General features: G+C 31.4%; 22 protein-coding genes, 4 tRNA genes and 3 rRNA genes. 6 read left to right on the plus strand and 23 right to left on the minus strand.

Features of this window, described 5'->3' with window-relative positions; all coding sequences use genetic code 11:
- Positions 1-76 precede the first annotated feature (76 nt).
- On the plus strand, positions 77-742 hold the full coding sequence (locus tag ASKIR_RS07090) for a rhodanese-like domain-containing protein (RefSeq protein WP_066350031.1): 666 nt from the start codon (positions 77-79) through the stop codon (positions 740-742).
- Positions 743-767: 25 nt separating this feature from the next.
- On the opposite strand, the gene ASKIR_RS07095 is transcribed toward ASKIR_RS07090, so the two are convergent.
- Positions 768-1,709, minus strand: a complete 942-nt coding sequence (locus tag ASKIR_RS07095; RefSeq protein WP_115588233.1) for an HD domain-containing phosphohydrolase — start codon at positions 1,707-1,709, stop codon at positions 768-770.
- A gap of 78 nt (positions 1,710-1,787) precedes the next feature.
- Between ASKIR_RS07095 and ASKIR_RS07100 the strand changes: the two genes are divergently transcribed.
- Positions 1,788-2,696, plus strand: coding sequence for an MBL fold metallo-hydrolase (locus ASKIR_RS07100; RefSeq protein ID WP_115588232.1), 909 nt, complete (start codon positions 1,788-1,790; stop codon positions 2,694-2,696).
- A gap of 24 nt (positions 2,697-2,720) precedes the next feature.
- On the opposite strand, the gene glnA is transcribed toward ASKIR_RS07100, so the two are convergent.
- Genes glnA through ASKIR_RS07120 form a run of 4 tightly spaced genes read right to left on the minus strand, consistent with a single transcriptional unit; the run spans position 2,721 to position 5,657 of the window.
- Positions 2,721-4,148 (minus strand): type I glutamate--ammonia ligase, encoded by a 1,428-nt coding sequence (gene glnA / locus ASKIR_RS07105; protein ID WP_115588231.1) that lies wholly within the window; start codon positions 4,146-4,148, stop codon positions 2,721-2,723.
- Between the two features lie 35 nt (positions 4,149-4,183).
- A complete protein-coding gene (hisJ, locus tag ASKIR_RS07110) occupies positions 4,184-4,987 on the minus strand; it encodes a histidinol-phosphatase HisJ (RefSeq protein WP_115588230.1) in 804 nt (267 codons plus the stop codon).
- The gene (locus ASKIR_RS07115; protein ID WP_115588229.1) at positions 4,984-5,433 is read right to left on the minus strand and encodes a molybdopterin synthase catalytic subunit; all 450 of its coding nucleotides are present in this window, start codon (positions 5,431-5,433) and stop codon (positions 4,984-4,986) included. Before ASKIR_RS07115 ends, hisJ begins: the two co-directional genes overlap by 4 nt.
- A gap of 2 nt (positions 5,434-5,435) precedes the next feature.
- Positions 5,436-5,657, minus strand: a complete 222-nt coding sequence (locus ASKIR_RS07120; RefSeq protein WP_066350035.1) for a MoaD/ThiS family protein — start codon at positions 5,655-5,657, stop codon at positions 5,436-5,438.
- Positions 5,658-5,730: 73 nt separating this feature from the next.
- On the opposite strand from ASKIR_RS07120, the gene ASKIR_RS07125 reads away from it, so the two are divergent.
- Entirely contained in the window at positions 5,731-6,396 is a 666-nt protein-coding gene (locus ASKIR_RS07125) for an MqnA/MqnD/SBP family protein (RefSeq protein ID WP_066158903.1), read from the plus strand.
- Complete coding sequence (locus ASKIR_RS07130; protein ID WP_115588228.1) at positions 6,393-7,160, plus strand: undecaprenyl-diphosphate phosphatase; 768 nt, start codon at positions 6,393-6,395, stop codon at positions 7,158-7,160. Before ASKIR_RS07125 ends, ASKIR_RS07130 begins: the two co-directional genes overlap by 4 nt.
- Positions 7,161-7,329: 169 nt before the next feature.
- On the opposite strand, the gene ASKIR_RS07135 is transcribed toward ASKIR_RS07130, so the two are convergent.
- The 5 genes from ASKIR_RS07135 to ASKIR_RS07155 form a co-directional block, all read right to left on the minus strand.
- Positions 7,330-7,665: a hypothetical protein gene (locus tag ASKIR_RS07135; RefSeq protein ID WP_115588227.1), complete on the minus strand. Its 336-nt coding sequence runs from the start codon at positions 7,663-7,665 to the stop codon at positions 7,330-7,332.
- Positions 7,619-7,924: an AAA family ATPase gene (locus tag ASKIR_RS07140; RefSeq protein ID WP_164966870.1), complete on the minus strand. Its 306-nt coding sequence runs from the start codon at positions 7,922-7,924 to the stop codon at positions 7,619-7,621. Before ASKIR_RS07140 ends, ASKIR_RS07135 begins: the two co-directional genes overlap by 47 nt.
- 73 nt (positions 7,925-7,997) lie before the next feature.
- On the minus strand, positions 7,998-9,308 hold the full coding sequence (locus ASKIR_RS07145; protein ID WP_115588225.1) for an ATP-binding protein: 1,311 nt from the start codon (positions 9,306-9,308) through the stop codon (positions 7,998-8,000).
- A gap of 93 nt (positions 9,309-9,401) precedes the next feature.
- Positions 9,402-10,424 (minus strand): UDP-N-acetylglucosamine--N-acetylmuramyl-(pentapeptide) pyrophosphoryl-undecaprenol N-acetylglucosamine transferase, encoded by a 1,023-nt coding sequence (locus tag ASKIR_RS07150; protein ID WP_066349919.1) that lies wholly within the window; start codon positions 10,422-10,424, stop codon positions 9,402-9,404.
- On the minus strand, positions 10,417-11,682 hold the full coding sequence (locus ASKIR_RS07155; RefSeq protein ID WP_115588224.1) for an FtsW/RodA/SpoVE family cell cycle protein: 1,266 nt from the start codon (positions 11,680-11,682) through the stop codon (positions 10,417-10,419). The genes ASKIR_RS07150 and ASKIR_RS07155 overlap by 8 nt, the downstream gene beginning before the upstream one ends.
- A 29-nt stretch (positions 11,683-11,711) precedes the next feature.
- Here ASKIR_RS07155 and ASKIR_RS07160 point away from each other — a divergent pair, with 29 nt between their 5' ends.
- Together ASKIR_RS07160 and ASKIR_RS07165 are read left to right on the plus strand one after the other, a co-directional pair.
- On the plus strand, positions 11,712-13,577 hold the full coding sequence (locus tag ASKIR_RS07160; protein ID WP_115588223.1) for a peptidoglycan D,D-transpeptidase FtsI family protein: 1,866 nt from the start codon (positions 11,712-11,714) through the stop codon (positions 13,575-13,577).
- A gap of 16 nt (positions 13,578-13,593) precedes the next feature.
- Complete coding sequence (locus ASKIR_RS07165; RefSeq protein ID WP_115588222.1) at positions 13,594-14,106, plus strand: peptidylprolyl isomerase; 513 nt, start codon at positions 13,594-13,596, stop codon at positions 14,104-14,106.
- Between the two features lie 387 nt (positions 14,107-14,493).
- Here the strand turns inward: ASKIR_RS07165 and ASKIR_RS07170 are convergent, their stop codons facing one another.
- The 13 genes from ASKIR_RS07170 to ASKIR_RS07230 form a co-directional block, all read right to left on the minus strand.
- Complete coding sequence (locus ASKIR_RS07170; RefSeq protein ID WP_082949051.1) at positions 14,494-14,823, minus strand: ComEA family DNA-binding protein; 330 nt, start codon at positions 14,821-14,823, stop codon at positions 14,494-14,496.
- Between the two features lie 147 nt (positions 14,824-14,970).
- Positions 14,971-15,086 (minus strand): 5S ribosomal RNA (gene rrf, locus ASKIR_RS07175).
- Between the two features lie 206 nt (positions 15,087-15,292).
- Positions 15,293-18,206 (minus strand): 23S ribosomal RNA (locus tag ASKIR_RS07180).
- A 363-nt stretch (positions 18,207-18,569) separates the two neighbouring features.
- Positions 18,570-18,645: transfer RNA gene (locus ASKIR_RS07185), tRNA-Ala, on the minus strand.
- Positions 18,646-18,673: 28 nt separating this feature from the next.
- Positions 18,674-18,750, minus strand: a tRNA-Ile gene (locus ASKIR_RS07190).
- 113 nt (positions 18,751-18,863) lie between these two features.
- Positions 18,864-20,381: ribosomal RNA gene (locus ASKIR_RS07195) — 16S ribosomal RNA — on the minus strand.
- Together the 16S, 23S and 5S rRNA genes with 4 tRNA genes alongside form the textbook arrangement of a ribosomal RNA operon.
- Positions 20,382-20,627: 246 nt before the next feature.
- A tRNA-Asn gene (locus ASKIR_RS07200) sits at positions 20,628-20,702 on the minus strand.
- A 30-nt stretch (positions 20,703-20,732) separates the two neighbouring features.
- Positions 20,733-20,807, minus strand: a tRNA-Asn gene (locus tag ASKIR_RS07205).
- 114 nt (positions 20,808-20,921) lie between these two features.
- Positions 20,922-21,959 (minus strand): uroporphyrinogen decarboxylase, encoded by a 1,038-nt coding sequence (gene hemE / locus ASKIR_RS07210; protein ID WP_066350186.1) that lies wholly within the window; start codon positions 21,957-21,959, stop codon positions 20,922-20,924.
- A 15-nt stretch (positions 21,960-21,974) separates the two neighbouring features.
- Positions 21,975-22,487: a YqhA family protein gene (locus ASKIR_RS07215; RefSeq protein WP_066350185.1), complete on the minus strand. Its 513-nt coding sequence runs from the start codon at positions 22,485-22,487 to the stop codon at positions 21,975-21,977.
- Position 22,488: 1 nt separating this feature from the next.
- A complete protein-coding gene (locus tag ASKIR_RS07220; protein WP_066159559.1) occupies positions 22,489-23,526 on the minus strand; it encodes an aspartate-semialdehyde dehydrogenase in 1,038 nt (345 codons plus the stop codon).
- Position 23,527: 1 nt separating this feature from the next.
- Positions 23,528-26,101 carry a DNA gyrase subunit A gene (gene gyrA / locus ASKIR_RS07225; RefSeq protein WP_066350184.1) on the minus strand — a complete coding sequence of 858 codons (2,574 nt, stop codon included), beginning with the start codon at positions 26,099-26,101 and terminating at the stop codon, positions 23,528-23,530.
- 126 nt (positions 26,102-26,227) lie between these two features.
- On the minus strand, positions 26,228-26,443 hold the full coding sequence (locus ASKIR_RS07230; RefSeq protein ID WP_066159552.1) for an HP1242/YdcH family protein: 216 nt from the start codon (positions 26,441-26,443) through the stop codon (positions 26,228-26,230).
- Between the last annotated feature and the right edge of the window lie 5 nt (positions 26,444-26,448).

Consider the following 26,448-nt stretch of genomic DNA (forward strand, 5'->3'; position numbering starts at 1 on the left):
GCTTAATAGAGCGATAACTTGCGATTTCAAAAGCTTTTTGATAAAATCAAAACTATTATTTATTTAAGGAGAGTAAATGTTTAAAATATTTGTAGGAAGTCTTGTTTTTGCAACATCTTTATTTAGTGTAGATTTACAAAAAGTTGGTGTTGAAGTAAAACTTGCTAATGGAAAAAAAGTGGTTATAAAAAGAGAAGATAGACCAAAAGAGTGTGAAAAAGTGGCTTTTGATCCAAAAGATGTCTTTGGTGGTATGCATGAAGCATCAAATAGTGTTCCACAAAACTGTAAAAGAAGTTTTGTAACATATTTTGGAAAAATTGCACCTATGAAAGCATCAAAAAATATTGAAACTTACGGTGAATTAGAGGTTTTAGAGTTCATAGAAAAAGCAAAAAAAGATGATAATCTTTTATTAATTGATTCAAGAACTGAAAACTGGTTTTATCATGAGACAATCCCAACAGCTGTAAATGTTCCATATATTTACACTAAAAAATCTCAATATCCAGATGAGTTTAAAGAGGCTTTAGAGATTTTTGCAGTTGAAATAAAAAATGGAAAATATGATTTTACAAATGCAAAAACTCTATTAATGTTTTGTAATGCTGCTTGGTGTGGACAAAGTCCTGAAGCCATGAAAGAGCTAATTTCTATTGGTTACCCAGAAGAGAAAATGAAATGGTATAGAGGTGGAATGCAATCTTGGTTAAGTCTTGGACTTACAACAATAAAACCATAATTAAAGCTTGGATTTAATCCAAGCTTTAAGCTAAAATTTCCTCAAAAACTTCAACTATACTTTTATCAATTTTTCCATCTTTTGACTCTTTTTTTAATATATTTATACTCTCTTTGTGACTATTAGACTCTTTTAAGTTATTATATTTAACTAAACAGATAAGTAACCTATCTTTAAAGCTTAAATCTTTTGCTACTAAACCAAAAACTCCAGTTCCATCAAGGTTTTCTTCTACTTTAAAGCAAAGTAAGCAAATATCATTAAATCCCATAATCTGATTTAAAACTCTTTTAGTATGGTATGAATAGATCTCTTCTATACTTTCATATTTATATAGTTTTCCAATATTATATAAACTTGAAGCTATTAAAAATATCTGTTTATCTTTATGCTCAAAATTAAAATAATCTGCAAGAGCAAAAGAGTATTTTAAAATTTGTGAATTTGGATTTTGAAGTTTATGAAATATTGTTGTCATCTTTAAAATATCTTCAAAATCTAAAGCTTTTGTAAAATCTGCTAGATTTGAGTAAATAAAGATTAAAATCTCACTATCATTTTGTAAATCAAGCCAAAAAGATAGTTTTTTTGAAATATCAAAAAAAGAGTCCTTCAATTTATCTTCTATATTCAAATTTTTTACAAACTCTAAGCAAGATAGTTTTTGATTTAAAATATCATCTGAAAAATCAAAATTTTTACAAATTGTTGAAGATAGATTTACAATATCTAAAAAAATTTTATCTTCTAAATGCGAAGAGTTTAAAAAACCAAACTCTTTTATATCATCTTTTTTTAAATCACAAATCAAAGAGTAAGAGCATAAATCTGATAGTTTCTCTGATGAAAAATCATATTTTAAAGCTAAATTCAAAGCTATGTAAGCCACTTTTTTACTATTTAAAATTTCACTAAAAGCTAATAAAAAGTTGTTTAAATTAAATACCATTTGCCGTTTTTTATCCATAAATTTTCCTAAATTAAAATTACTTATATAAAAATAATAATACAATATTACCTTTGATTATATTATAAAGGAATTTATATGTTTAAAAAGATTGCTTTTTTAGCACTTATTTGTACATTTAGTTTTGGTTTTGATTATAAGTTAGAGCCAAAAAAAGTTGCAGATGATACTTGGTGTTTTTTTGGAAAAACTGAAGTTCCATCAAAACAAAATGGTGGTTTTATGGCAAACTCTTGTTACATAAAAGCAGAAAATAGTTATGTTTTAATTGATACAGGTGCAAACTATAACTTTGCAAAACAAGCATACGAAGCTATGCAAAAAATAGATAATTTAGAAGTTAGTACAATTATAATCACTCATGAACACGATGACCATTGGATGGGAAATAGTTTTTATAAAGAGAGATTTAATAGCACAATTTATGCTCCAAAATCAATAAATGAAAACTATGATGAGGGTTCAAAACCTAGAATTTTTGAGATTTTAGATAAAGATGAGATGAAAAATACAAAAGTTATAAAAGCCGATAAAATTGTTGAAGATAAAACAACTTTTAAAGTTGGAAATAAAGAGTTTGAAATATATGCACTAAAACAAAAAGCTCATACAAACAATGATTTAATAGTTTATCTTCCAAAACAAAAAGCTATTTTTGTTGGTGATATTATAATGAATGATAGAATTACTTCAAATAGAGATGGGTCTGTTATTGGAACTTTAGAAGCTATTGATTTTATTGAGTCTTTATCATGGAATACTTTAGTTGCTGGGCATGGAGACAAAACTGGAAAAGATGCATTAAATCATACTAAAGAATATTTTACTCTTTTAAAGAATAGAGTTTTGGAAGCTATTGAAAATGGTGTTGAAGCTGGTGAAATTACAGAAGTTGTAACTATGGATGAGTTTAAAAATATGCCAATGTTTGATGAGTTAAATAGTAGAAATGTTTTTGATGCTTTTAGGGAGTTAGAGTTTTATTAATAAAAACGGAAAAATCCGTTTTTATTAGCAAGAGTACATTGTTTTAAATTCAAATGGTGTAGGTCTTGCTTCATAAGGCCAAACTTGAGTTGAAAACTTATAGTGTTGATAAGTATCAATCATCTCTTTAGTAAATACAGGTCTTAAAAACTCATTGTGTCTTATAAGTGCTTCTAAAGATCCTCTTAATGTATGAGGCATTTGAGGAATATCTCTTTCTCTAATCTCATCTAATGATAATTCAAATAGATCATCATCCATAGGACCAATTGGTTCATATTTATTTTTAATTCCATCAAGTCCCGCCATTAACATAGCAGAAAATGCCAAATATGGACAAGCTGTTGAATCTGGAAATCTCATCTCAACTCTTGTTGATTTTTCACCTGCTCCATAAGGAATTCTACAAGATGCACTTCTATTTTGAGATGAATAAGTCAAAATTGATGGTGCTTCAAACCCTGGAATTAACCTTTTGTATGAGTTTGTAGATGGATTTGTAAAAGCAGCAACTGCTCTTGCGTGTTTAAATACTCCACCAATATACCATCTTGCAATATCACTTAGATTTCCATATTCACCCTGCTTGTAGAATAGATTTTTTCCATTTTTCCAAATACTTTGATGAACATGCATTCCACTTCCATTGTCTCCATAAAGAGGTTTTGGCATAAATGTAGCAGATTTTCCATTTAGATGAGCTACCATTTTAATCACATATTTAAGTTTTTGAACATTATCACTAGCTTCAATTAAATCTGCATAAACTATACCTATTTCGTGTTGTCCTTGAGCAACTTCATGGTGTCCTAAAGTAACTTCAAGACCAACTTGCTCTAAAACTTGCATCATTTCAGCTCTTAAATCAACTCCATTATCAATAGGAGCTACTGGGAAATATCCACCTTTAAGACCTGCTCTATGACCTATATTTCCACCCTCATAATCTCTTGCACTATTCCATTCTCCATCTTCACTATCTACTTTGAAAGATGATTCATTTACGCTATCTTTTATTTTTACATCTTCAAATATAAAAAACTCATTTTCAGGTCCAAAATATGCAACATCACCAATATTTGCCTCTGCTAAATACTCTACTGCTTTTTTTGCAATAGATCTTGGGCATTTTTCATACATTTTATCTTTATAAATATCATAAACATCACAAATAACAATTATTGTACTATCAGCTGTAAATGGGTCTAAAAATGCAGTTGGAACATCTGGTTTTAAAATCATATCTGATCTATGAATTGGTTGCCAAGCATCGATTGATGAACCATCAAAAGGCATTCCATTTGCTAGTAAATCTTTGTTTACAGCTTTAATATTATAAGTTACGTGATGCCAAGTACCTTTAAGATCAGTAAATCTAAAATCTACAAATTTAACTTCGTGTTCACTACAAAAACTAAAAAACTCTTCTATACTATTTACAAATTTTCCCATTTTTAACTCCATAAAATTTTAAGGTGCAATTTTATCTAAAACTCGATTAAATTCATCTCTTTTTTATAAAAAGTAACACACTTTTTATAGCCAATATCTTTTACTATTTTTACAGCTTCATCATAACCAAAACCAACATGCTCAACACTATGTGCATCTGAACCAAATGTTATGTTTATTCCTAAATCAAAAGCCTCTTCTAAAAGCTGTTTTGATGGATATAGTTCATTTATTGGTTTTCTAAGTCCTGCTGGATTTATCTCTAAAACCATATTTGATTTTTTTATCTGTTTTAAACTATCTTTTGCAATTAATCTTATATCTTTTTTTGGTAAAAATTTGAAAACTTTTATCAAATCCAAATGCCCAACTATTTGAAAATAGTTTGTTTTTGCCATAGCTTCTATTGCTTCAAAGTAATCTTCCCAAATTTTATCTATATCAACACTTTTATAAACACCAATAAATTCAGGATTATCAAATCCCCACATTTCGTTTTTATTTTGTAAAAAGTGAACTGAACCTATTAGATAATCAACATTGGCATTTAAAATCTCATCAAGCATAAAGCCATTTAAAAAATCAACTTCATAGGCTAATAAAACTTTGATTTTATCTTTATACTTCTCTTTTGCTTCATTTACCCATTTTTCGTAAATATTTCGCTCTTCAAGTTTCATTCTATATTTTGGATCAAAATTCATAGGAGCATGACATGCAAATCCATACTCATTTATTCCTAGTTCTATTGCTCTTTTTACATACTCTTCAACAGTTCCAGTTGCGTGGTTACAAAGTGTTGTGTGATTGTGTAGATCTACTCTTGTTTTTTTACTCATGATAAAATCCCAGCACCATCTATTTTTTGGCTTCTATCTTTTGCATAAATTCTTTTATTATCTCTTAAATCATATTTCCAAATAGGAGCATTTTTTTTAAAATCTTCTACAAACTCATCTATTAGCTCTAAAGCAACTCTTCTTTGAGGGCTACAAACACCAGCTATGTATGAGCTTTCATGATTTTTTACATCTCCAAGGCTGTGAGCTAGAAAAACTATTGCATCTTTAGTTTTTGCTTTTTCTTGCCATGAAGCAAACCATTTTTTTAAAATAGGTTCATAAATATCAAAAGATAAACCATCTATTCCATTTTCATCTCTTACAATGCCAACAAAAGTTATAAACGCACCATAATTTAGATTTTTATATTTTTCATACCAAGAGTTATGAATTTTCTCTATATTTAAGCTTCCTTTGTGAAGCTGTAAATCTTGTTTAAACATAATCAACCACCACAAACAGGAGGAAGTAAACTTACTTTATCTCCACTTTTCAATTCAACATCTTTTGAGCTAACTAAACAATCATTTATAGCAACTGCACAAGTCTCAAGCCAAGAAGATACTTTCTCATCATTTTTTAAAATATCTGATAACTCTTTTAAATTTTTTATATCTAAATTCATATCCTCTTTATTTATTGGACCTAAAAATTCAATTTTTATCATCTCAACACCTTTTTATAATCATTTTTGTACTATTATAGCCACTTTAAATTAAAACAATTAAGGCAACAAAGCTATGATATTCTCAAAGATTGATTTTATAAACCTATTACCTTTTCACATTTATATCAAAAAAAATATAAAATCAAATCAACTTAAATCAAGTATTGAGTACAAAAAATCTTATCCATCAAAAATTACAAATAGTTTTAAAAAAAGAAAAACTCACAGTGCTTTTATCTCTTCAATTGGTTCAAGAAATGAGAAATTTCTTGATTTTGGAATAGTTGCAAGAGATTATGTGGATTCTGTTTTAATCTTACCAAATAGAAAAAATAAAGATGATTTTCAATCAAAAACTTCAAATGCACTAGCAAAAGTTTTAGAGCTAGATGGCGAAGTAATCATTGGAGATAAGGCTTTAAAGTTTTATCATGACAACAAAGATGAAGAGTTTATAGATTTAGCTAAACAGTGGCAAAATAGATACAATCTTCCTTTTGTATTTTCAGTTTTATGCTACAACAAATATGAGAGTAGATTAAAAAAACTTACAAAAAATTTTGATAAAAGAAAAATCAAAATTCCTCAATATATTTTAGAGCATTACTCAAAAAGAAGTGGTATTTCAAAGAAAAATATTTTGGATTATCTTACAAAAATTGATTATGATATTGGGTATAAAGAGAAACGCGCTTTAAAACTATTTTTAAAACTTACAAAACAAAAGGGGATTATTTGAATATATTTGATGCAATTTGGTTAGGAATTATAGAGGGAGTTACTGAGTTTATACCAGTATCATCAACGGGACACTTAATAGTTTTAAGTGAGTTTTTGGGAATTGAACAAAACAGTGTAAATAAAGCTTTTGAGATTATTATTCAATTTGCTGCTATTATGGCTTTGGTTTTTGTATATCCATCTAAATTTACATTTAAACATATAAATTTATGGATGAAAATTGCACTAGCATTTTTGCCTATAGGAGTAGTTGGATTTTTGTTTTCAAACCAAATAAAAGAGCTATTTTCTATAGAGATTGTAGCTTGGATGTTTATTCTTGGTGGAGTTATATTTTTAATAGTTGAGAAGTTTTATGATGAGAATAAAAAACATATAACAGATGTTGAAGATGTGAGTTACAAACAAGCTTTATTTATTGGTATTGCTCAAATAGCTGCACTAATACCTGGTACTAGCAGAGCAGGAGCTAGTATAATTGGAGCCATGATTGTAGGATTTAATAGAAAAGCAAGTGCTGAATTCTCTTTTTTACTTGCTGTTCCTGTTATGTGTGCAACAACTTTTTATGATGTTTATAAGCACCACGCGCAAATACTTCAAGATGGAAATTTTATAAATCTAGCTGTTGGTTTTGTGACATCTTTTGTTGTTGCTTATTTGGTAATAAAACTGTTTTTGAAGTTTTTAGAGAGATTTACCTTTGTAGCTTTTGGGATTTATAGAATTGTTTTTGGAGTTTTGATACTTTTGTTGTTTTAAAAAATTTATTTATTATAAAACCATTGTTATGATAACTTAGGTTTTTATAATAAATATTGATAGACTAAAATTTAATAATCTGTTCTGTTTTCATTTTGTTTAATAAAATTAAATAAAAATACTTTAAAAAACTACAAAGATTTAACTTTGAAGTTTACAAAGTAAATCTTTAAAGAAAAAATCCAAAAGGAATAGCGATAAGATTTTCTCTAAACTCCATAATCATATCACCATTGTAAAAAACAATACCTAAGCACTCTTTTTCATATCTATTTTGAAAATCTATAATATGTTTAAAATCATCTTTTTTTACACTACTACTTTGCTTTACTTCAATAGCTAAATAGATATTTTCATTTGGTTTATCGTTTTTTTCTTTTGAACTAAGAGGTAAAAGTTTCAGTTCACAAAGTCTTCCTGCAAGACTATCCTTACTATCTTTATGGTCTAAAACATTGCTACTTCCAGTTAATAGAAAACTTCCATTTTTTTCTATTTGGATCAATTTGAATTTTTATATATTCCAAAATTGTAGGAACTTTTTGTATTTCATCAATACAAATTGGAAGTTCAAGATTTTTTAAAAAAGCTTTTGGATTCTCTTTTGCATAAAGTCTTAATTCTCCATCATCAAAAGTTATATAGTTTTTAAATTTTTCTATTGCTAATGTAGATTTTCCAACTTGTCTTGAACCATATAATAAAACAACGGGAAAAGTATCAAGTGCTAGATTTAAGATATTTTCTAAACTTCTTTTTTTCATTTTTACCACCATAGGGTTAATATTTTTACCACTATGCTATATAAAATATTAAAAAACAGAAAATGAGTTAAATTTAATCAAAATTTAACCACTCTAATATATTTTTTACTTCAATCTCTTGTTTGTTATATAAAAATTTACTACTTTTATCTTCACTAATAATAATAGATTTTACATCTATAAGATTTAATTCATCTACAGTTTTGCTGAAAACTTCAAGCTCTCTTTTTTTTGTTTTATCATTTTCCAAAGATTTTGAAACTTGAATTAGTTTTTCTATTTTATTGTTTTTTGCTACTACAAAATCGATTTCTAAACCATTTTGTGTTTTATAATAATATATTTCAAATCCTCTTCTTAAAAGTTCTAAAGCAACAATAGTTTCAAGATTTGAACCTTTAAATTTTAAATTTGCAACTCTATAAAGATTTGATAAACCTAAATCTGCACTATAATATTTTTTATCATTTAAATTTTGTTTCCTCAAGGAGTAATCAAACTTTTTTATCTCAAAAATCATATAGGCATTTTTTAAATATTCTATATAATCTCTTGCCATATCAAAAGATATTTTAAAACTATTCTTTATTTTTGTAATACTTTGAATAATTCCACTATTGCTTAATAAAAATGCAGATATCTCTTCTAAAATTGTAAAGTTATTTAATTTATATCTTGCAACAATATCATTTAAAAGTATGCTCTCTTTGTATGTATTTAGTAGTTCTTTTTTACTATTTTTATCATAATCTAAAATCTTTGGAAATGAGCCAAATTCTAAATACTCTTCAAAAGCCCTATTAAGCTCTATCTTTTTATCTACAAAATCCAGTTTTGAAGATATTTTTATATCTTTAAAGTATAAAAACTCTTTAAAGCTAAGTGGAAAAACTTCAACACTTAAATATCTTCCGCTTAAACTTGTTGCTATCTCTTTGCTTAGCATTGATGAGTTTGAGCCTGTTATTACGATATTTGATAACTTTAATTCATACTCTTTATTAACCCATTTTTCCCAATCTTGGATATTTTGTATCTCATCTAAAAATATATATGGTTTTTTACTTGGATTTAAATATTCCAAATATACATCTTTTATTTTAGAAAGAAGTTCAACATTTAAACAGTTTGTAAATCTTGGATCTTCAAGATTTACAAATAAAATATCATTTTTATCTATGCCTTCATCACACAAAATTTTTATCTGATTTACAAGAAGTGTTGATTTACCACATCTTCTTATTCCTTTCAAGACTACTATCTCATCATTTTTAATAAAGGAATTAATCTTTTTATCATAATAATCTCTTGAAATAGTTTTTGGTAAATCTCTATTCCAATAGTTCCAATCATTTAAAACTTCTAATATTTCAAGTTTTTCCATGTGATTTCCTTATAAATTGTATGTTATATCCTACAATTTATAAACTTATTGTATGTTTAATCTTTCAAATTCAATTTAAAATTTATCAAAGAGTTAATTATTTAAAATATCATCTACAATTTTTTCTATAGCATTTGGTTTAATAAACTCTTTTAAACCAGTGCTAATTTTCTCTATATTGCTATTTAAACACTCAAAAAAGTAGTTCTCATCTAGCTCATCTTCACTTTGCAAAAAACATAAGTTTTTTTCAAACAAAGCTTTTGCATTGTAGTATTGATGATTTTGCGCTGCATATTTAAATGGTATAAAAAAAGTTGGAAGATTGTTTGCGCAAAGTTCAAAAAGTGTTGAAGCACCAGCACGGCTTACACAAAAATCTGCTTCACTCATTTTTGTTAAAATATCTTTTGAAAAATCAAAAACATCTGCATTTATTCCAAGTTTCTCATACTCACTTTTTACTCTTAAAAAGTCATTTTTTCCAGCTTGATGAACTATTTTTATACCCATTTCGTTTAATTTTGGTGCGACTTTTAAAGCAAAGTTATTAATTGCAACTGCTCCTTGAGAGCCACCAAAAAATGCAACAGTTTTTATCTCTTTTCTCACTCTTGAGTTTTCAAAGAATTTGCTATCAACTGGATAATCTTTTATTGGTGAAAAATCATGAAAAGATGAGTAGGCTTTTTTTGTATATTTTAGAGTGATTTTATTTAAAGCACCAATTTTTGAGTTTTGTTCATGCAAATATAAATTGCAATCTTTTTTAAATATAGTTGCAAGTGAAGCTGCTGCTGCACTAAATCCACCAACAGATACAAGCTTTTGTACTCTATATTTTTTTAAAATTTTAAGACAAAAGATAGCTTTGTAAAATATATTTAAAAGTGAAAAAATCTTAAATATTCCTCTTTTATTTACAACTCCACTTGTATTTAAAAAAATCTTCTCTTTTAATCTATCATCATTTTCAAACCAAAACTTATCTTGTCCATAGCTTGAACCTATAAAAACAACTTCAAAACCTCTTTTTTTGAATTCAGATATAAAAACATCAGCAATTTTTAGATGACCTCCAGTTCCTCCACCTGTTATTACAACAACTTTACTCAAAACTATCTTCCTTTATTTTAGACTCAAGACTCTCTTTTTTTGCACATCTGCTTATTGACAAAACCAAACCTATTGCAAAAGATGTTGCAAGAAGTGATGAACCACCATAAGATAACATTGGAACTGCTATTCCTTTTATTGGAATTAATCCTGAAATTCCAAAAGAGTTGATTAAAAAAGAGAATATCAACATCAAAGCAATTCCTGTTGAAAATAGATAAAAAATTTTATTATCTACATTTTTAGCTATTTTAAAAATTCTATAAATAATCGCGAAAAATATTATTAAAACTAAAATAAAACCAAAATATCCAAGCTCTTCAGTAATTCCAGCAAGTACAAAGTCCGTATGAACTTCACTTAAAAATCCCATTTTTATCTCGCCAAAACCAATACCTTTGCCAAAAAAACCACCATTGTGAATTGCATTTAAAGATTGCATAACTTGATAAGGTTCAGGAAGATTCTCTACTCTAAAATATTTTTCAGCAGATGCTGGAACAATTGATAAAAAAGTGTCTTGAACCATCGCCCACCAAGAGTGAAATCTATTTACCCTATGTGGAGCACTTATTATTAAACCTATAAACCCAATAAATCCTGCTAAAACTAAAATAAGCAATAACTTCAAAGATCTATTAGCAAAAACAATTAAAACTCCCATAACAGCTGCCAAAAGTACAACTTGACCTAAATCTTTTTGAAAAAATGCTACAAACACAACAACCAAAAAGAAGATCATAAAATATGGAAACAAAAGCATAAACTCACTTACTAAAGTGGTTTTTGGTTTATCAATTACCTTTCTATAAAATGACCAAGATAAAAAATATATAAACCCTACTTTGAAAAATTCAACAGGAGATAAAGAGAATCCTGGAAGCCTAATCCATCTATTTGCACCACCTGAAGCTGTTACTAAAGATGCTGGCAAAAAAGGCATTAAAAACATTAAAATAAAACCTATAAAAAATAGACTCATTCCAAAATATCCAACTAAAAAATTTGGATTTAATTTTGAGAATATCCACATTATAAATATTGCCAATATAGCAACTACTCCTTGTCTTAGTGCAAAATGAAACTCATTGTAAGAGTAAATCTCTACGGTATAAGCAGATAAAGAGTAAGAGAACAGAACTCCTATAGTAATCAAAATTGATACTAAGATAAACAGTATATAATCAGCATCTATTAGACCATTACTAGAAATTAGATTGTTAATTGGGGTTTTAATATGTTTTTGGATAAAATTCATACTTTGATTATATAATATTATGGATAAAAATGACTTCAAATATAGATTTTAATACTTATAAAATATCTGAACTAAAAAAGAAATCAAAAAAATTTAGTATTCTTATTTTTTTACTCACAATTCCACTATTTATTGTAGCTTTCTCTATTTTTAACACTATAAAAGATAATAGAAAAATTCCAAGAATCGCTCAAACTAAAAATGAATTAGCAGTTAGAGGAAATATTATTAGCCAAGATGGTTTTAATTTAGTATCATCAAAAAAGCTATATAAGGCTGTAATTGATACTAGATATTTAGATTTTAAAAAAGAGGAGCTTTTTTTAAGTCTGTTCTCTATTTATAGTGGTTTAGATTATAATGAATTAAAAAAAAAGTTGCTTGATTCAAAAAAAAGACCTGGAAATTTAGTTTTATCATATAGTATTGATTCAAAAGCTGCAAAAAATTTAGAAGAGTTGGATTTAAAACTTAACTCTTTAAAAGTTTTTGTTCCAATAAAAGGTGATAATAGTTCAATTATTAGAAGATTAGAAATTAGTGAAAGTGGTGAGAAAAGAGATTTTAGATATAAAGATACTCTATCTCCAATTTTAGGATATGTTCAAAAAGAGGAAGATGAGCATGGTAAAACTAGATCTTTAGGAATAAAAGGTTTAGAAAATTTTTATAATGAAAATCTAAATGATTTAAATAATGGTATTTTACAAGGATATAGAGATATTTCAGGTTATCTATATTTTGATAAAAATTCAACTACAACTCATGCAATAGATGGATATAGTTTAAAACTAAATATTCCTTTAAAACTTCAAAAAAACAATGAAGCAACTTTAGATAAACATAAAATAAGAACACAAAGTGATGAGATTATGCTTGCAATTGTAGAAAATAGAAGTGGGAAAATCTTATCAATGGCTTCATCAAATAGGTTTATACCAGATAATATAAAACCAAATGAGATACCTATTTTAAATGTAAATGCTGTTGAATACCAATTTGAACCAGGTTCTGTTATAAAACCACTTTCAATATCTTTGGCTCTTGATAAAAATAGAGTTAAAAAAAATGAATCATTTCCTAGTTCAAACATACCAAATAGAAAAAGACAATATGCTATTGGAAACTATACAATAAGAGATAGCCATAGATTTGATGATATTGTATCTTTAGAAGATACAATTATATACTCTTCAAACATAGCTACAATTCAAATTGCTCAAAGAATTCCAGCTTATGAGTTCTATGAAGGTATGAAAAGTTTTGGTTTTACACAAAAAACAGGAATTGATCTATCTTATGAAAAAACTGGTGCAATGCCTCCTTTAATTAGATTTGCAGCTGGAGAAAAAGAGAATAGAGATAATATATTTAAAGCAACAGTATCTTACGGTCAAGGAATGACTGCTACATTTATGCAACTTGTAAAAGCATTTACAGTATTTAGTAATGATGGTTTTATGTTAACACCTTATATTGTTGATGAACTTATAAAAGCAAATAGAGTTATAAAAGAGCCTTTTAAAAAAGAGCCAGTTCAAGTATTATCAAAAGATACAACAAATTTTATGAGAAAATTACTAATTAGAACTGTTGAAGAAGGAACTGGAAGAGGTGCAAAAATAGATGGTCTAGAAATTGGTGGAAAAACTGGAACTGCACAAATTGCAGGTGGAGGAACTTACATAAAAAAATATATATCATCTTTTATTGGTTTTGTTAATGATGATAAAGGAAACTCTTATACAATTGGAGTAACTGTTATTAACCCAACAACAGATTCATCATCTTATTATGCTTCCCAAGCAGCTGTTCCAATATTCAAAGAAACAATTCAAAACTTAGTAAAATTAAACTACTTGTCACCTAAAAAAGATATAATTTCAAAAAATTAATTTATAAAGGATTTTAATGAGTACAAATAGATTTGGTCAAGAACTAAAAGAGTATAACTATACAAAAGAGGAGCTTGCAAAATTTAATTATGCTAAATTTACTACAAAAAATGGAGAAATTTTAATAAAACTTTTCAATCAAGAGACTCCAAATACAGTTGCAAATTTTGCTACTTTGGTAAATGATGGTTTTTATAATGGTTTAAATTTTCATAGAGTAATGGCTGGTTTTATGGCACAAGGTGGATGTCCAGATGGAACTGGTGCAGGAGGCCCTTCTTGGGCAATTAAGTGTGAAGTAGATGCAGCTAAACAAGTTCACAAAAGAGGAAGCCTATCAATGGCACATGCAGGAAGAGATACAGGAGGAAGTCAATTTTTTATCTGTTTTGTTCCATGTCCACATCTAGATAAAAATCACACAGTTTTTGGAGAGATTGTAGAAAATAGTGAAAATAGTTTTAAAACTTTAGATGCTATAAAACAAGGTGATAAAATCATCTCAATTGAGATATTAGAAAAAATCTAATTATACAGTTATAGGTATCTCTTTAATTGATTTTACAGAAGTTTCATTAGTAAGATTACCATCTATTTTATCACTGCAAATAATTAGTGAAGCTCTTCCTTAATCAAAAGAAGAATTAGAGCTTTGGAAAAAATTTTTTGTAGAGTGGAATGAGTGGAAAAAAGATAATGAAGATATCTTAAATCTCATTTAATAAATGTTACTGGTGAAAGCTATAGATTAAAACAAAAAAAAAAGAAGCTGGTTTGTTAGATATTTCTAATAAATAGGTATTAACAAGTGGTGCACTTTTGGATTGCACTTGACAGACAAAGAAAGGAGAGTTTTAAAAACTCTCCTTTCCTCTAAAAAATAAAAAGATAACACTGTAAGATGATAAGAGATATATCACTTAGAAGAGTTATTTGTATTTTTATCTTTTATAGAGTTAGTGTTGTTGGATTTAGAATAAGAAGGCTTATTCGATTTATCTTTTTTTTTGTTAGATTCAATTTGAGCTTTAATGTTGTTAATTAAAGTTTCACCAAATCCTTTAACATTTTTTAGATCATCAGGATTAGAGATAGTGTTGTTTTTTCTATACTCAATAATAGCATCAGCTTTTTTATCACCAACACCTTTAAGATTCATTAACTCCATTTTAGAAGCAGTTTGAAGATCAATTGCACCTAAAAAAATAGTAAAGAATAAAGCTAAAATAGCAACAAGTTTTTTCATATTAACCCCCTTTTAATAAAATGTAAAAGAGTATAACATAAAAAATAGTTAAAATAAATATAAAAATCAATAAAGATAGATAAAAAAAGCCTTCACCTAAACACTTGGAGGTAAGTGAATAGATAAAGGCTTGAATAAATACTCAAGAGCTGGCAGCGACCTACGTTTCCACCGGGGGACCCAGCAGTATTATCGGCGATGAAGTGCTTGACTACCAGGTTCGGAATGGGACTGGGTATTTCCACTTCTCTTTAGCCACCAACAAGTTGAGTGAAAAAAGTAAATAATAAATACTCTTTGCACTCAACTCAATTAGAGTTAAGAAAAAATAATGCTAAAGTCTTGGCTCTTAAAAAAATTTGCATTTTTTCAAGTAAACGCCTTTTTTTCTTTCTAAAAAAATAAACACAATTGTCTATTAAACATAAAAAGATATGCTTAATAAGATAGTAAACCAAAGAAAATTGTTAAAAATAAGCCAAACGTTCTATTAGTACTGGTCAGCTAAAGGGCTTACACCCATTACACATCCAGCCTATCAACCAGCTAGTCTTGCTGGGAACTTCAGGGAAAGTTCATCTTAGAGTTGGCTTCGAGCTTAGATGCTTTCAGCTCTTATCACATCCCAACGTGGCTACCCAACGATGCTCTTGGCAGAACAATTGGTACACCAGTGGTTGGTTCATCCCGGTCCTCTCGTACTAGGGACAAATCTCTTCAACTTTCCTACGCCCACGGAAGATAGGGACCGAACTGTCTCACGACGTTCTGAACCCAGCTCGCGTACCGCTTTAAATGGCGAACAGCCATACCCTTGGGACCGACTACAGCCCCAGGATGCGATGAGCCGACATCGAGGTGCCAAACCTCCCCGTCGATGTGAGCTCTTGGGGGAGATCAGCCTGTTATCCCCGGCGTACCTTTTATCCTTTGAGCGATGGCCCTTCCACGCAGAACCACCGGATCACTATGACCGACTTTCGTCTCTGTTCGACTTGTAGGTCTCACAGTCAAGCTAGTTTATGCCATTATACTCAACAAGCGATTTCCATCCGCTTTGAACTAACCTTTGTAAGCCTCCGTTACTATTTAGGAGGCGACCGCCCCAGTCAAACTACCCACCAGACATTGTCCTGAATGAGGATAACTCATCGCAGTTAGTAACTCAAATATTCAAGGGTGGTATCTCAAGGATGGCTCCGACTCTACTTGCGTCTAGTCATCATAGCCTCCCACCTATCCTGCACATGAATATCCAAGCTACAGTGTCAAGCTGTAGTAAAGGTGCACGGGGTCTTTCCGTCTTTCCGCGGGTAGGAGGAATTTTCACCTCCACTACAATTTCACTGGATCCCTCTTTGAGACAGCTCCCATCTCGTTACGCCATTCATGCAGGTCAGTATTTAACTGACAAGGAATTTCGCTACCTTAGGACCGTTATAGTTACGGCCGCCGTTTACTCGGGCTTCGATCAAATGCTTCGCTTGCGCTGACATCATCAATTAACCTTCGAGCACCGGGCAGGCGTCACACCTTATACATCCACTTACGTGTTAGCAAAGTGCTGTGTTTTTGGTAAACAGTCGGGAGGGACTCTTTGTTGCAACCTCTTTAGCTTTTTGAAGCAAGTTCATATACCAAAGTAGGCACACCTTATACCGAAGATACGGTGCTATTTTGCAGAGTTCCTTAAAGAGGGTTCTTCCACGCGCCTTAGAATACTCATCCCACCCACCTGTGTCGGTTTACGGTACGGGCAACATATAATAAACTTAGTGGCTTTTCTTGGCACGACAGTATCATCGATTCTCCATCTCCTCCGAAGAGTGTCAAGAGCCTGTAAGATCTCGGTCTAGTGTTAAGCGGATTTGCCTACTTAACAACCTACATCCTTCGAGCCACACTTCCATCCGTGACCTCGATTAACTCTATGCGTCCCCACATCGCGCTTATATGTTGGTATTGGAATATTAACCAATTTGCCATCGTCTACACTTTTCAGTCTCGACTTAGGACCCGACTAACCCTACGATGACGAGCATCGCGTAGGAAACCTTGGGTTTTCGGCGTTAAGGATTCTCACCTTAATTATCGCTACTCATGCCTGCATGCTCACTTCTATCCGCTCCAGCACTCCTTACCGGTATACCTTCAACGCTGAATAGAACGCTCTCCTACCACTCAATTAAAAATTGAATCTAAAGCTTCGGTGTACATCTTAGCCCCGTTATATTTTCCGCGCAGAATCACTAGACCAGTGAGCTGTTACGCTTTCTTTAAAGGATGGCTGCTTCTAAGCCAACCTCCTGGTTGTCACAGTAACTCCACATCGTTTTCCACTTAGATGTAACTTAGGGACCTTAGCTGTTAGTCTGGGTTGTTCCCCTCTCGACGACGGATTTTATCACCCACCGCCTGACTCCTGTGATTCCACATATAGTATTCATAGTTTGATAGGGTTTGGTACCGCGGTAAGCAGCCCTAGCCCATTCAGTGCTCTACCCCTATATGCTACAACACAAGGCTATACCTAAATATATTTCGGAGAGAACCAGCTATCACGAAGTTTGATTGGCCTTTCACCCCTATCCACAAGTCATCCCAAGACTTTTCAACGTCAGCGGGTTCGGTCCTCCACTGGCTCTTACACCAGCTTCAACCTGCTCATGGATAGATCACTTCGTTTCGGGTCTGCAGCATCTGACTATTTCGCCCTATTAAGACTCGCTTTCGCTACGGCTTCGCACTTGGCTTAACCTTGCCAGACACCACAACTCGCAGGCTCATTATGCAAAAGGCAGTCCATCACCCTGATAAATCATAGGGCTCTGAATGATTGTAAGCTAATGGTTTCAGGTTCTATTTCACTCTGCTCGCTGCAGTTCTTTTCACCTTTCCCTCACGGTACTTGTTCACTATCGATCTGTAAGTAGTATTTAGGATTGGAGGGTGGTCCCCCCAGCTTCAGTCAAAATATCACGTGTTCCGACCTACTCAGGATACCATTAAAGTTATTGATGATTTTAATTACAGGAGTATCACCTTCTATGCTTTAGCTTTCCAACTAATTCATCTATCATCTTTAATCTTATATTATGGTCCTACAACCCCCAATGCAAGCATTGGGTTTGTCCTAATCCCAGTTCGCTCGCCGCTACTATGGGAATCTCATTTGATTTCTCTTCCTCTGGCTACTGAGATGTTTCACTTCACCAGGTTCGCTCCCCGCAGGGTAACATATATCTCTATATGCTGGGTTGCCCCATTCGGAAATCCTCGGATCAAAGCTCTTTGGCAGCTCCCCGAGGCTTATCGCAGCCTAATACGTCCTTCTTCGCCTCTTACAGTCAAGGCATCCACCATTAGCCCTTAATAGCTTATAATCGGAACCTAAAAAAATCTTACGATTTTATTTAGGGTCCTCTTTTCTTGCCTAAAAGTTTTAGTTTAACTAGAACTTTTAAATTTGATAATATTCTTTGGCTACTATCTTATTAAACATATATACAAGTACATACTATAATAAGTTAGTTGTGTTATCTATAGTTTTATAATTATCTTTTCAAATAATTATCTTTTTTAGATATGAAATTTTTTTATTTAAAATTAAACATTACTATTTAATTTTACGAAAAAATTTTAAAGACTTTAACATTATATTTTTAAATATCATTTAGTAACTTCTTTTACAAAGCTCTAATATAAATCTTATAATCTCTTATAAAACTTATATTAAAACTTAAGTATGGTGGAGAATAGCGGGATCGAACCGCTGACCTCCTGCGTGCAAAGCAGGCGCTCTCCCAGCTGAGCTAATTCCCCAAACCAACAATCTTTAAAGATTATTTAATGGTGGGCCTATCAGGACTTGAACCTGAGACCTCACGATTATCAGTCGAGCGCTCTAGCCAGCTGAGCTATAGGCCCATTCACCTATACTTTTCGGTTAAATAATCTTTATAAACCAAATATGAGTTGTTAAAAAATATTGTTTTTCTTTATTTATATATTAAGAACCAAATCTTAATAATATTTCTTTGAAAGGAGGTGATCCAACCGCAGGTTCTCCTACGGTTACCTTGTTACGACTTCACCCCAGTCGCCAAATCCACTGTGGAAGGTAGCTACTTTAGCATCCCCGCTTCGAATGAGTTCGACTCCCATGGTGTGACGGGCGGTGAGTACAAGACCCGGGAACGTATTCACCGTAGCATAGCTGATCTACGATTACTAGCGATTCCAACTTCATGTAGTCGAGTTGCAGACTACAATCCGAACTGGGAGATATTTTATAAGATTTGCTCCACGTCACCGTATTGCCGCTCTTTGTATATCCCATTGTAGCACGTGTGTAGCCCTGGACGTAAGGGCCATGATGACTTGACGTCGTCCTCACCTTCCTCCTACTTGCGTAGGCAGTCTGTTTAGAGTTCTCAGCCGAACTGTTAGCAACTAAACACGAGGGTTGCGCTCGTTGCGGGACTTAACCCAACATCTCACGACACGAGCTGACGACAGCCGTGCAGCACCTGTATATAAGTTTCTGCAAGCAGACACCAATCTATCTCTAGAAAGTTCTTACTATGTCAAGTCCAGGTAAGGTTCTTCGTGTATCGTCGAATTAAACCACATGCTCCACCGCTTGTGCGGGTCCCCGTCTATTCCTTTGAGTTTTAATCTTGCGACCGTACTCCCCAGGCGGTACACTTAATGTGTTAACTGCATTACTGCAAGATCTAGTCTCACAACAACTAGTGTACATCGTTTAGGGCGTGGACTACCAGGGTATCTAATCCTGTTTGCTCCCCACGCTTTCGCATCTCAGCGTCAATTGTGTTCCAGTAAATCGCCTTCGCAATCGGTATTCCTTCTGATCTCTACGGATTTTACCCCTACACCAGAAATTCCATCTACCTCTCCCACATTCTAGATCAACAGTTTTCAAAGCAGTTCTATAGTTAAGCTATAGGATTTCACTTCAAACTTATTAATCCGCCTACATGCTCTTTACGCCCAGTGATTCCGAGTAACGCTTGCACCCCCCGTATTACCGCGGCTGCTGGCACGGAGTTAGCCGGTGCTTATTCATATAATACCGTCATTATCTTCTTATATAAAAGGAGTTTACGCACCGAAATGTGTCATCCTCCACGCGGCGTTGCTGCATCAGACTTTCGTCCATTGTGCAATATTCCCCACTGCTGCCTCCCGTAGGAGTCTGGACCGTGTCTCAGTTCCAGTGTGACTGATCATCCTCTCAAACCAGTTATGTGTCATAGTCTTGGTAAGCCATTACCCCACCAACTAACTGATACAATACAGGCTAATCTCTTACCAATAAATCTTTCCCTTTTAAACTTTTGTTTAAAAGGAGTATAAGGTATTAGCAAACGTTTCCATTTGTTATCCCTTAGTAAGAGGCATATTACCTATACATTACTCACCCGTGCGCCACTTAGCTGACAACTATAGCAAGCTATAGCCCGTTCTCGTTCGACTTGCATGTGTTAAGCACGCCGCCAGCGTTCACTCTGAGCCAGGATCAAACTCTCCATAATTTTTTTTATATCTATTTTCATAAATATATATTTGTTATAGTTTATTTGAATCTGACTTTTTTGTTTTTAATTACTTAATTACAAAATTATCACTCAAGTTATAGACAAGTTATAATTTTACTTATACTTGTTTCTTCATAATATTTTTTTAACATTTCTCATATTCAGTTTATAAAGATTACATTCTTCTTAAACCGTCTAATCATAATTTTAAAGATCTTAATTTTTTTAAAAAATTATAAAAAATGGCTCCGGCACCTGGGATCGAACCAGGGACCAAATGATTAACAGTCATCTACTCTACCGCTGAGCTATGCCGGAAATTAAACATTAAACATTAAACAAAAGAAGTGGCTCCGGCACCTGGGATCGAACCAGGGACCAAATGATTAACAGTCATCTACTCTACCGCTGAGCTATGCCGGAATCTTTCTTTATCCGTTAATGGGGTGGAATTATAGTAAAAATAAAAAGATATGTCAAGAGTTTTTTCAACAAATTTAAAAATTTGTGAAAAAACATATAATACATACTGTTTATCTACTTTTTACTAACTCTTTGACACTCTTTTATAAAGTGAATTGCATTTTCAACTGGAACATCTGGAAGTATTCCATGACCTAAGTTAAATATATGCCCCTCACCTTTCATAACATTTTGAATTGCTTCAACACATTTTGTAGTCTCTTCTTTTGAGTACAATCTACATGGTTCCATATTTCCTTGAAGTACATATTTACTTCCAAGTTTCTCTTTAGCAAGAGCCATTGGTGTTCCCCAATCTACTCCAAATACATCAAAGTTTCCATAAACAAGTCCTCTTTCAATAAATGCAGCAACTCCTTTTGGAAACATAATAACTGGAATATGTGGATATCTCTCTTTTATATACTCTGCAATTTCAACCATATATTTCCAAGAGAACTCATCATAACGACCAGGTTCAATTGCAGATGCCCAAGAATCAAAGATTTGAACAACATCTGCCCCTGCTTCTATTTGCTTTTCTAAATAAAATTTAACAACATCTGTTACTTTTCTTAAAATTTTATGTAAAAACTCTGGATTTGAGTACATTATTTTTTTACAAAGATTATAAGTTTTTGTTCCTTGTCCTTCAATCATATAAGTTGCTAAGGTCCAAGGTGCTCCTGTAAATCCAATAAGTGCTTTATCTTCAGGCAGTTGTTGTTTTAAAAGTTTTATAGTTTCATAAACATAAGTTAATTTATTAGCAGCTTCTTCTCCTCCAATTAACTTATCCAAATCAGCTTCAGTTTTAATTGGATCTTTAAAAACAGGCCCTTCTCCTTGTAAAAAATCAAGATGCATTCCCATCTCATTTGGAATTACTAAAATATCACTAAATAAAATTGCAGCATCAACTCCCACAATATCAAGTGGCTGAATAGTAACTTCAGCTGCAAGTTTTGGATTATGGCAAAGATTTAAAAAGTTTCCAGCTTTTGATCTAACTTCCATATACTCTTTTAAATATCTTCCAGCTTGTCTCATCATCCAAACAGGAGTATAAGGAGTTGGTCTTCTAAAACATGCTTCTACAAAAATTTTTGACATAATTTAATTCCTTTTTTATTTTTTTCCAACTTTACCTGTAAAGTAAAGTCCAACTGCAAGAGCTACTATTGCTAGTGAAAAATATAGTAACTCAAGTGGTGTTTCATACTTTGTATGTAAAACTCTTTGAAAATAATTTACAACTAAAACCATAATAATAACTTTTGCTATTTTATCTTTTAACTGATCTAGTGAGCTAATATTTAAAATAGAGTTACAATCTTCAGGTGTACAAGCTGCATCTATTTTTGAAATGAATAGTTCATAAATTCCAAAAGAGAATATTAACAAAACAACTGCTATCAAATATAGATCAACTGCTCCAATAATACCAGCAACAATATCCTCATGAAAATGCTCTGGATGAGTTCCATTCATAAATGTTGTAAAAATAAATTTTGCTACATTTATTACATCAACGCTTGCAACAATAAATAAAATCACAGAACCCATAAAACCAAAAATTACAGCAAGAATTACTATAAATCTACTTTTCCAAAGGGCATTTTCAATCAATTTTTCTAACATTTTAGATATCACTTTCCATTTCTATCCATTTTAAACCAATTCTAACTGCATTTGTAGCAGCTCCAACTCTTACTTGGTCAGCAACATTAAAGTAGTGAACAATGTTTGATGCATAAACATCTTTTCTAATTCTTCCAACATATGTAAAATCTGTATCTGTTGAAATTATTGGCATTGGATATTTTTTATTTGGTAAATCATCTATTACTTTTAGATTTTCAAAATTCTCTAATGCATTTCTAACTTCATTTACATCAACATCAACACCATCTTTAAATGTAACTGTTAGTGATTCACTATGAGATCTTAAAACTGGAACTCTCACACATGTTGCTGCAACTTCAAAGTTTTTGTGCATAATTTTTTGAGTCTCATTTACCATTTTCATCTCTTCTTTAGTAAATCCATTCTCCATTGCAACATCAATTTGAGGAATTACATTAAGTGCAATTTGGTGTGCAAATGCTTTTATCTCTGTTTCGTCCAATCTAAATGCAAAGAAATCTTGCATCTGTTTAACCAACTCTTCCATACCAGATTTTCCAGCACCTGAAACTGCTTGATAAGTTGATACATCAACTCTTTTTATACCATATAAATCATCAAGTGGTTTTAAGCTCTGAACCATTTGAATTGTTGAACAATTTGGATTTGCAATAATTCCAGTCTCTCTCCAAAGACCAATATCATCTGGATTAACCTCTGGAACAACAAGTGGAACTTTTGGATCCATTCTAAAGTGACTTGTATTATCAATTACAACAGCACCTGCTTCTACTGCAAATTTTGCAAATTTCTCAGAGATACTTCCACCTGCACAAAAAAACGCAATCTCAACCTCTTGTTCTTCAAAAACAGTTTCAGTTAACTCTAAAACTGTAAATTCTTTGTTTAAAAACTCAATTGTTGAACCAGCACTTCTAGCACTTGCTATTGGAATTAATTTATTAACTGGAAAATTTAACTCTTCCATAACTCTAAATACTTCTTCTCCAACAGCTCCCGTTGCTCCTACAACTGCAACATTAAACTTTCTCATTTTACTCTTCCTCTTTCTCTTCTAAATCATTTCCAAAAATATTATTTGATTCACTTTGTAGTTGTGTTTGATTATCTATAATATCACCATCTTCATTGTATCTAATTACATTTCCAAACTCATCAAGTTCAATCTCTTCATCCTCTTTTGGACATTTTGCAATAGATACAACTTTATCATCTTTATCCATATTTACAATTATTACACCACTTGTATTTCTTCCAGCTTTTCTAATTGTTTGCATATCAACTCTAATCATTTTTCCAATAGAAGTTAAAAGCATTAAATCTTGAGTATCATCAACTAAAACTTCACCTATAACATTTCCTGTTTTTGGTGATAATTTCATCGCAATAACTCCACTTCCAGCTCTGTTTGTAAGTCTATACTCTTCAACTGTAGTTCGTTTTCCTATTCCTTTTTCAGAAACAGTTAAAATCTCTTGATCTTCACTATCAATAATCTCAGCATCAACAACAATATCACTATCTATTTTAAATTTAATAGCTCTAACTCCTCTTGTACTTCTTCCTTGCTCTCTTGCTTTATCAACTTCAAATCTAATACATTGACCAAGACTTGTAAATACCATTAAATATTTTGTATCAACTGTTGCAATTTTTGCTGTTACTATCTCATCATCATCATCTAAAACGATAGCTCTAACCCCATTGCTTCTAATATTACTAAACTCAGATAAACTAGTTCTTTTTACAATACCATTTTTTGTAAAGAATGTTAAAGATTTAGCTTCATCAAAATCACTTGTTGGAATAATTGCCATAATCTTCTCATCAGCTCTTAAGTTAATTAAGTTTACAACTGCTTTACCTTTTGCAGTTCTGCTTCCTTCTGGAATTCTATAAACTTTTAACCAATAAAGTTGCCCCATGTTTGTAACAAACATTAGTGTATCGTGAGTATTGCTTACAAAGAATCTTTCAATAAAGTCATCATCGTGAGTTGTAACTGCAACTTTACCTTTTCCACCTCTTTTTTGTCGCTCGTAAGATTTTATAGGAACTCTTTTTACATAACCATTGTGAGTAATAGTAACTACCATTGGTTCATTTGGAATTAAATCCTCTACATCAATCTCATCATAAGAGTCTTCAATCTCAGTACGTCTAGGATTTGAGAACTTCTCTTTAATCTCATTTAGCTCTTCTTTTATAATCTCATTTAATCTATCTTCACTTCTTAAAATAAGCTCTAATTGATCGATTAAAATCATTAGCTCTTGATATTCAGCCTCTAATTTATCTCTTTGAAGACCTGTTAATCTTCCAAGTCTCATATCTAAAATTGCTTGAGCTTGAATCGCACTTAGACCAAATCTTGAAGATAGATTATCTTTTGCTTCTTGATCGTTTGCACTAGCTCTAATAATTCTTACAACTTCATCAATATTATCAACAGCAATTTTTAGACCTTCTAAAATATGTGCTCTTGCTTTTGCTTTTTCTAAATCAAAAATTGTTCTTCTAATAATTACAGTTTTTCTATGTGATAGGAAAATATTTAAAATTTCTGGAAGATTAAATACTTTTGGCTCTTTGTTATAAACAGCTAATAGAATAATTCCAAAAGTTGTCTCCATTGGAGTTGATTTATAAAGATTATTTAATACAATTTCAGCCATTGCATCTTTTTTAAGTTCAATTACAACTCTAATACCTTCTCTATCAGACTCATCTCTAACTTCTGAAATTCCTTCAATTTGCTTATCTTTTGCTAAATCAGCAATTTGCTCAATTAATCTAGCTTTATTTACTTGATATGGTAACTCATCAATTACAATAACATCTTTTTTTGATTTTGACTCTATATGATGTTTTGCTCTAATTTTTACTCTTCCACGACCTGTTGTATAAGCATCAATTATTCCACGTCTTCCAAATATAGTTCCACCTGTTGGGAAATCTGGACCTTGAATAAACTCCATTAAATCTATTGCTTCAGCAGTTGGATTATCAATTAAATGTAAAATTGCATCTAAAAGTTCACCTAGATTGTGAGGTGGAATTTTTGTTGCCATTCCAACAGCAATACCTTCGCTTCCATTTAATAAAAGTGTTGGAACACGAGTAGGAAGAACTGCTGGTTCTCTCATTGTATCATCATAATTTGGTACAAAATTTACTGTATCTTTATCTAAATCTCGTAAAACCTCTTCAGCAATTCTTGTCATTCTAGCTTCTGTATATCTCATAGCAGCTGCACTATCGCCATCAACAGAACCAAAGTTTCCTTGACCATCAACAAGTGGTGCTCTCATAGAGAAGTTTTGAGCCATTCTTACAAGTGCATCATAAACAGAAGTATCTCCGTGTGGATGGTACTTACCAATTACATCTCCAACAATTCTTGCTGATTTTTTATAAGCAACTTTTGATGTAAGATTTAAATCATGCATTGCATAGAGTATTCTTCTATGAACAGGTTTTAAACCATCTTTTGCATCGGGTAATGCCCGACCAATAATAACACTCATAGAGTAGTCTAAATATGAAGTTTTTACACTATCTTCAATATTGATATCTATAATATCTTGATTTTCAAAAAGGTTTTCCATAAACTAAGGCCTTTACACTAAAAAATTGATTTGATTGTATCTAAGTTTCACTTAGCTTTGCTTTATTATCATTAAAAAAGGGAAGATAGACAATCTATCTTCCCTTTTAGCAAAATAAAATAGAAACTATTTCTCAGCTTTATATTTTACGATCATTGCGTAAATTTCATCTTTAAGTTTAAGCTTCTCTTTTTTCTTTGTATCTATTAAAAATTGATCTGCGTGAGCATTTTCAAGGTTAATAATTTCATGATCTAACTCATTGTGTTTTTCAAACACTCTTAAAAAGTGAGCATCTTTTTGTCTTAATTCAGCAATTGCATCTCTATGTTCGTGAAGCATTCTCT

The sequence above is a fragment of the Aliarcobacter skirrowii CCUG 10374 genome, from assembly GCF_003544835.1.
Taxonomy (GTDB): Bacteria; Campylobacterota; Campylobacteria; order Campylobacterales; family Arcobacteraceae; genus Aliarcobacter; species Aliarcobacter skirrowii.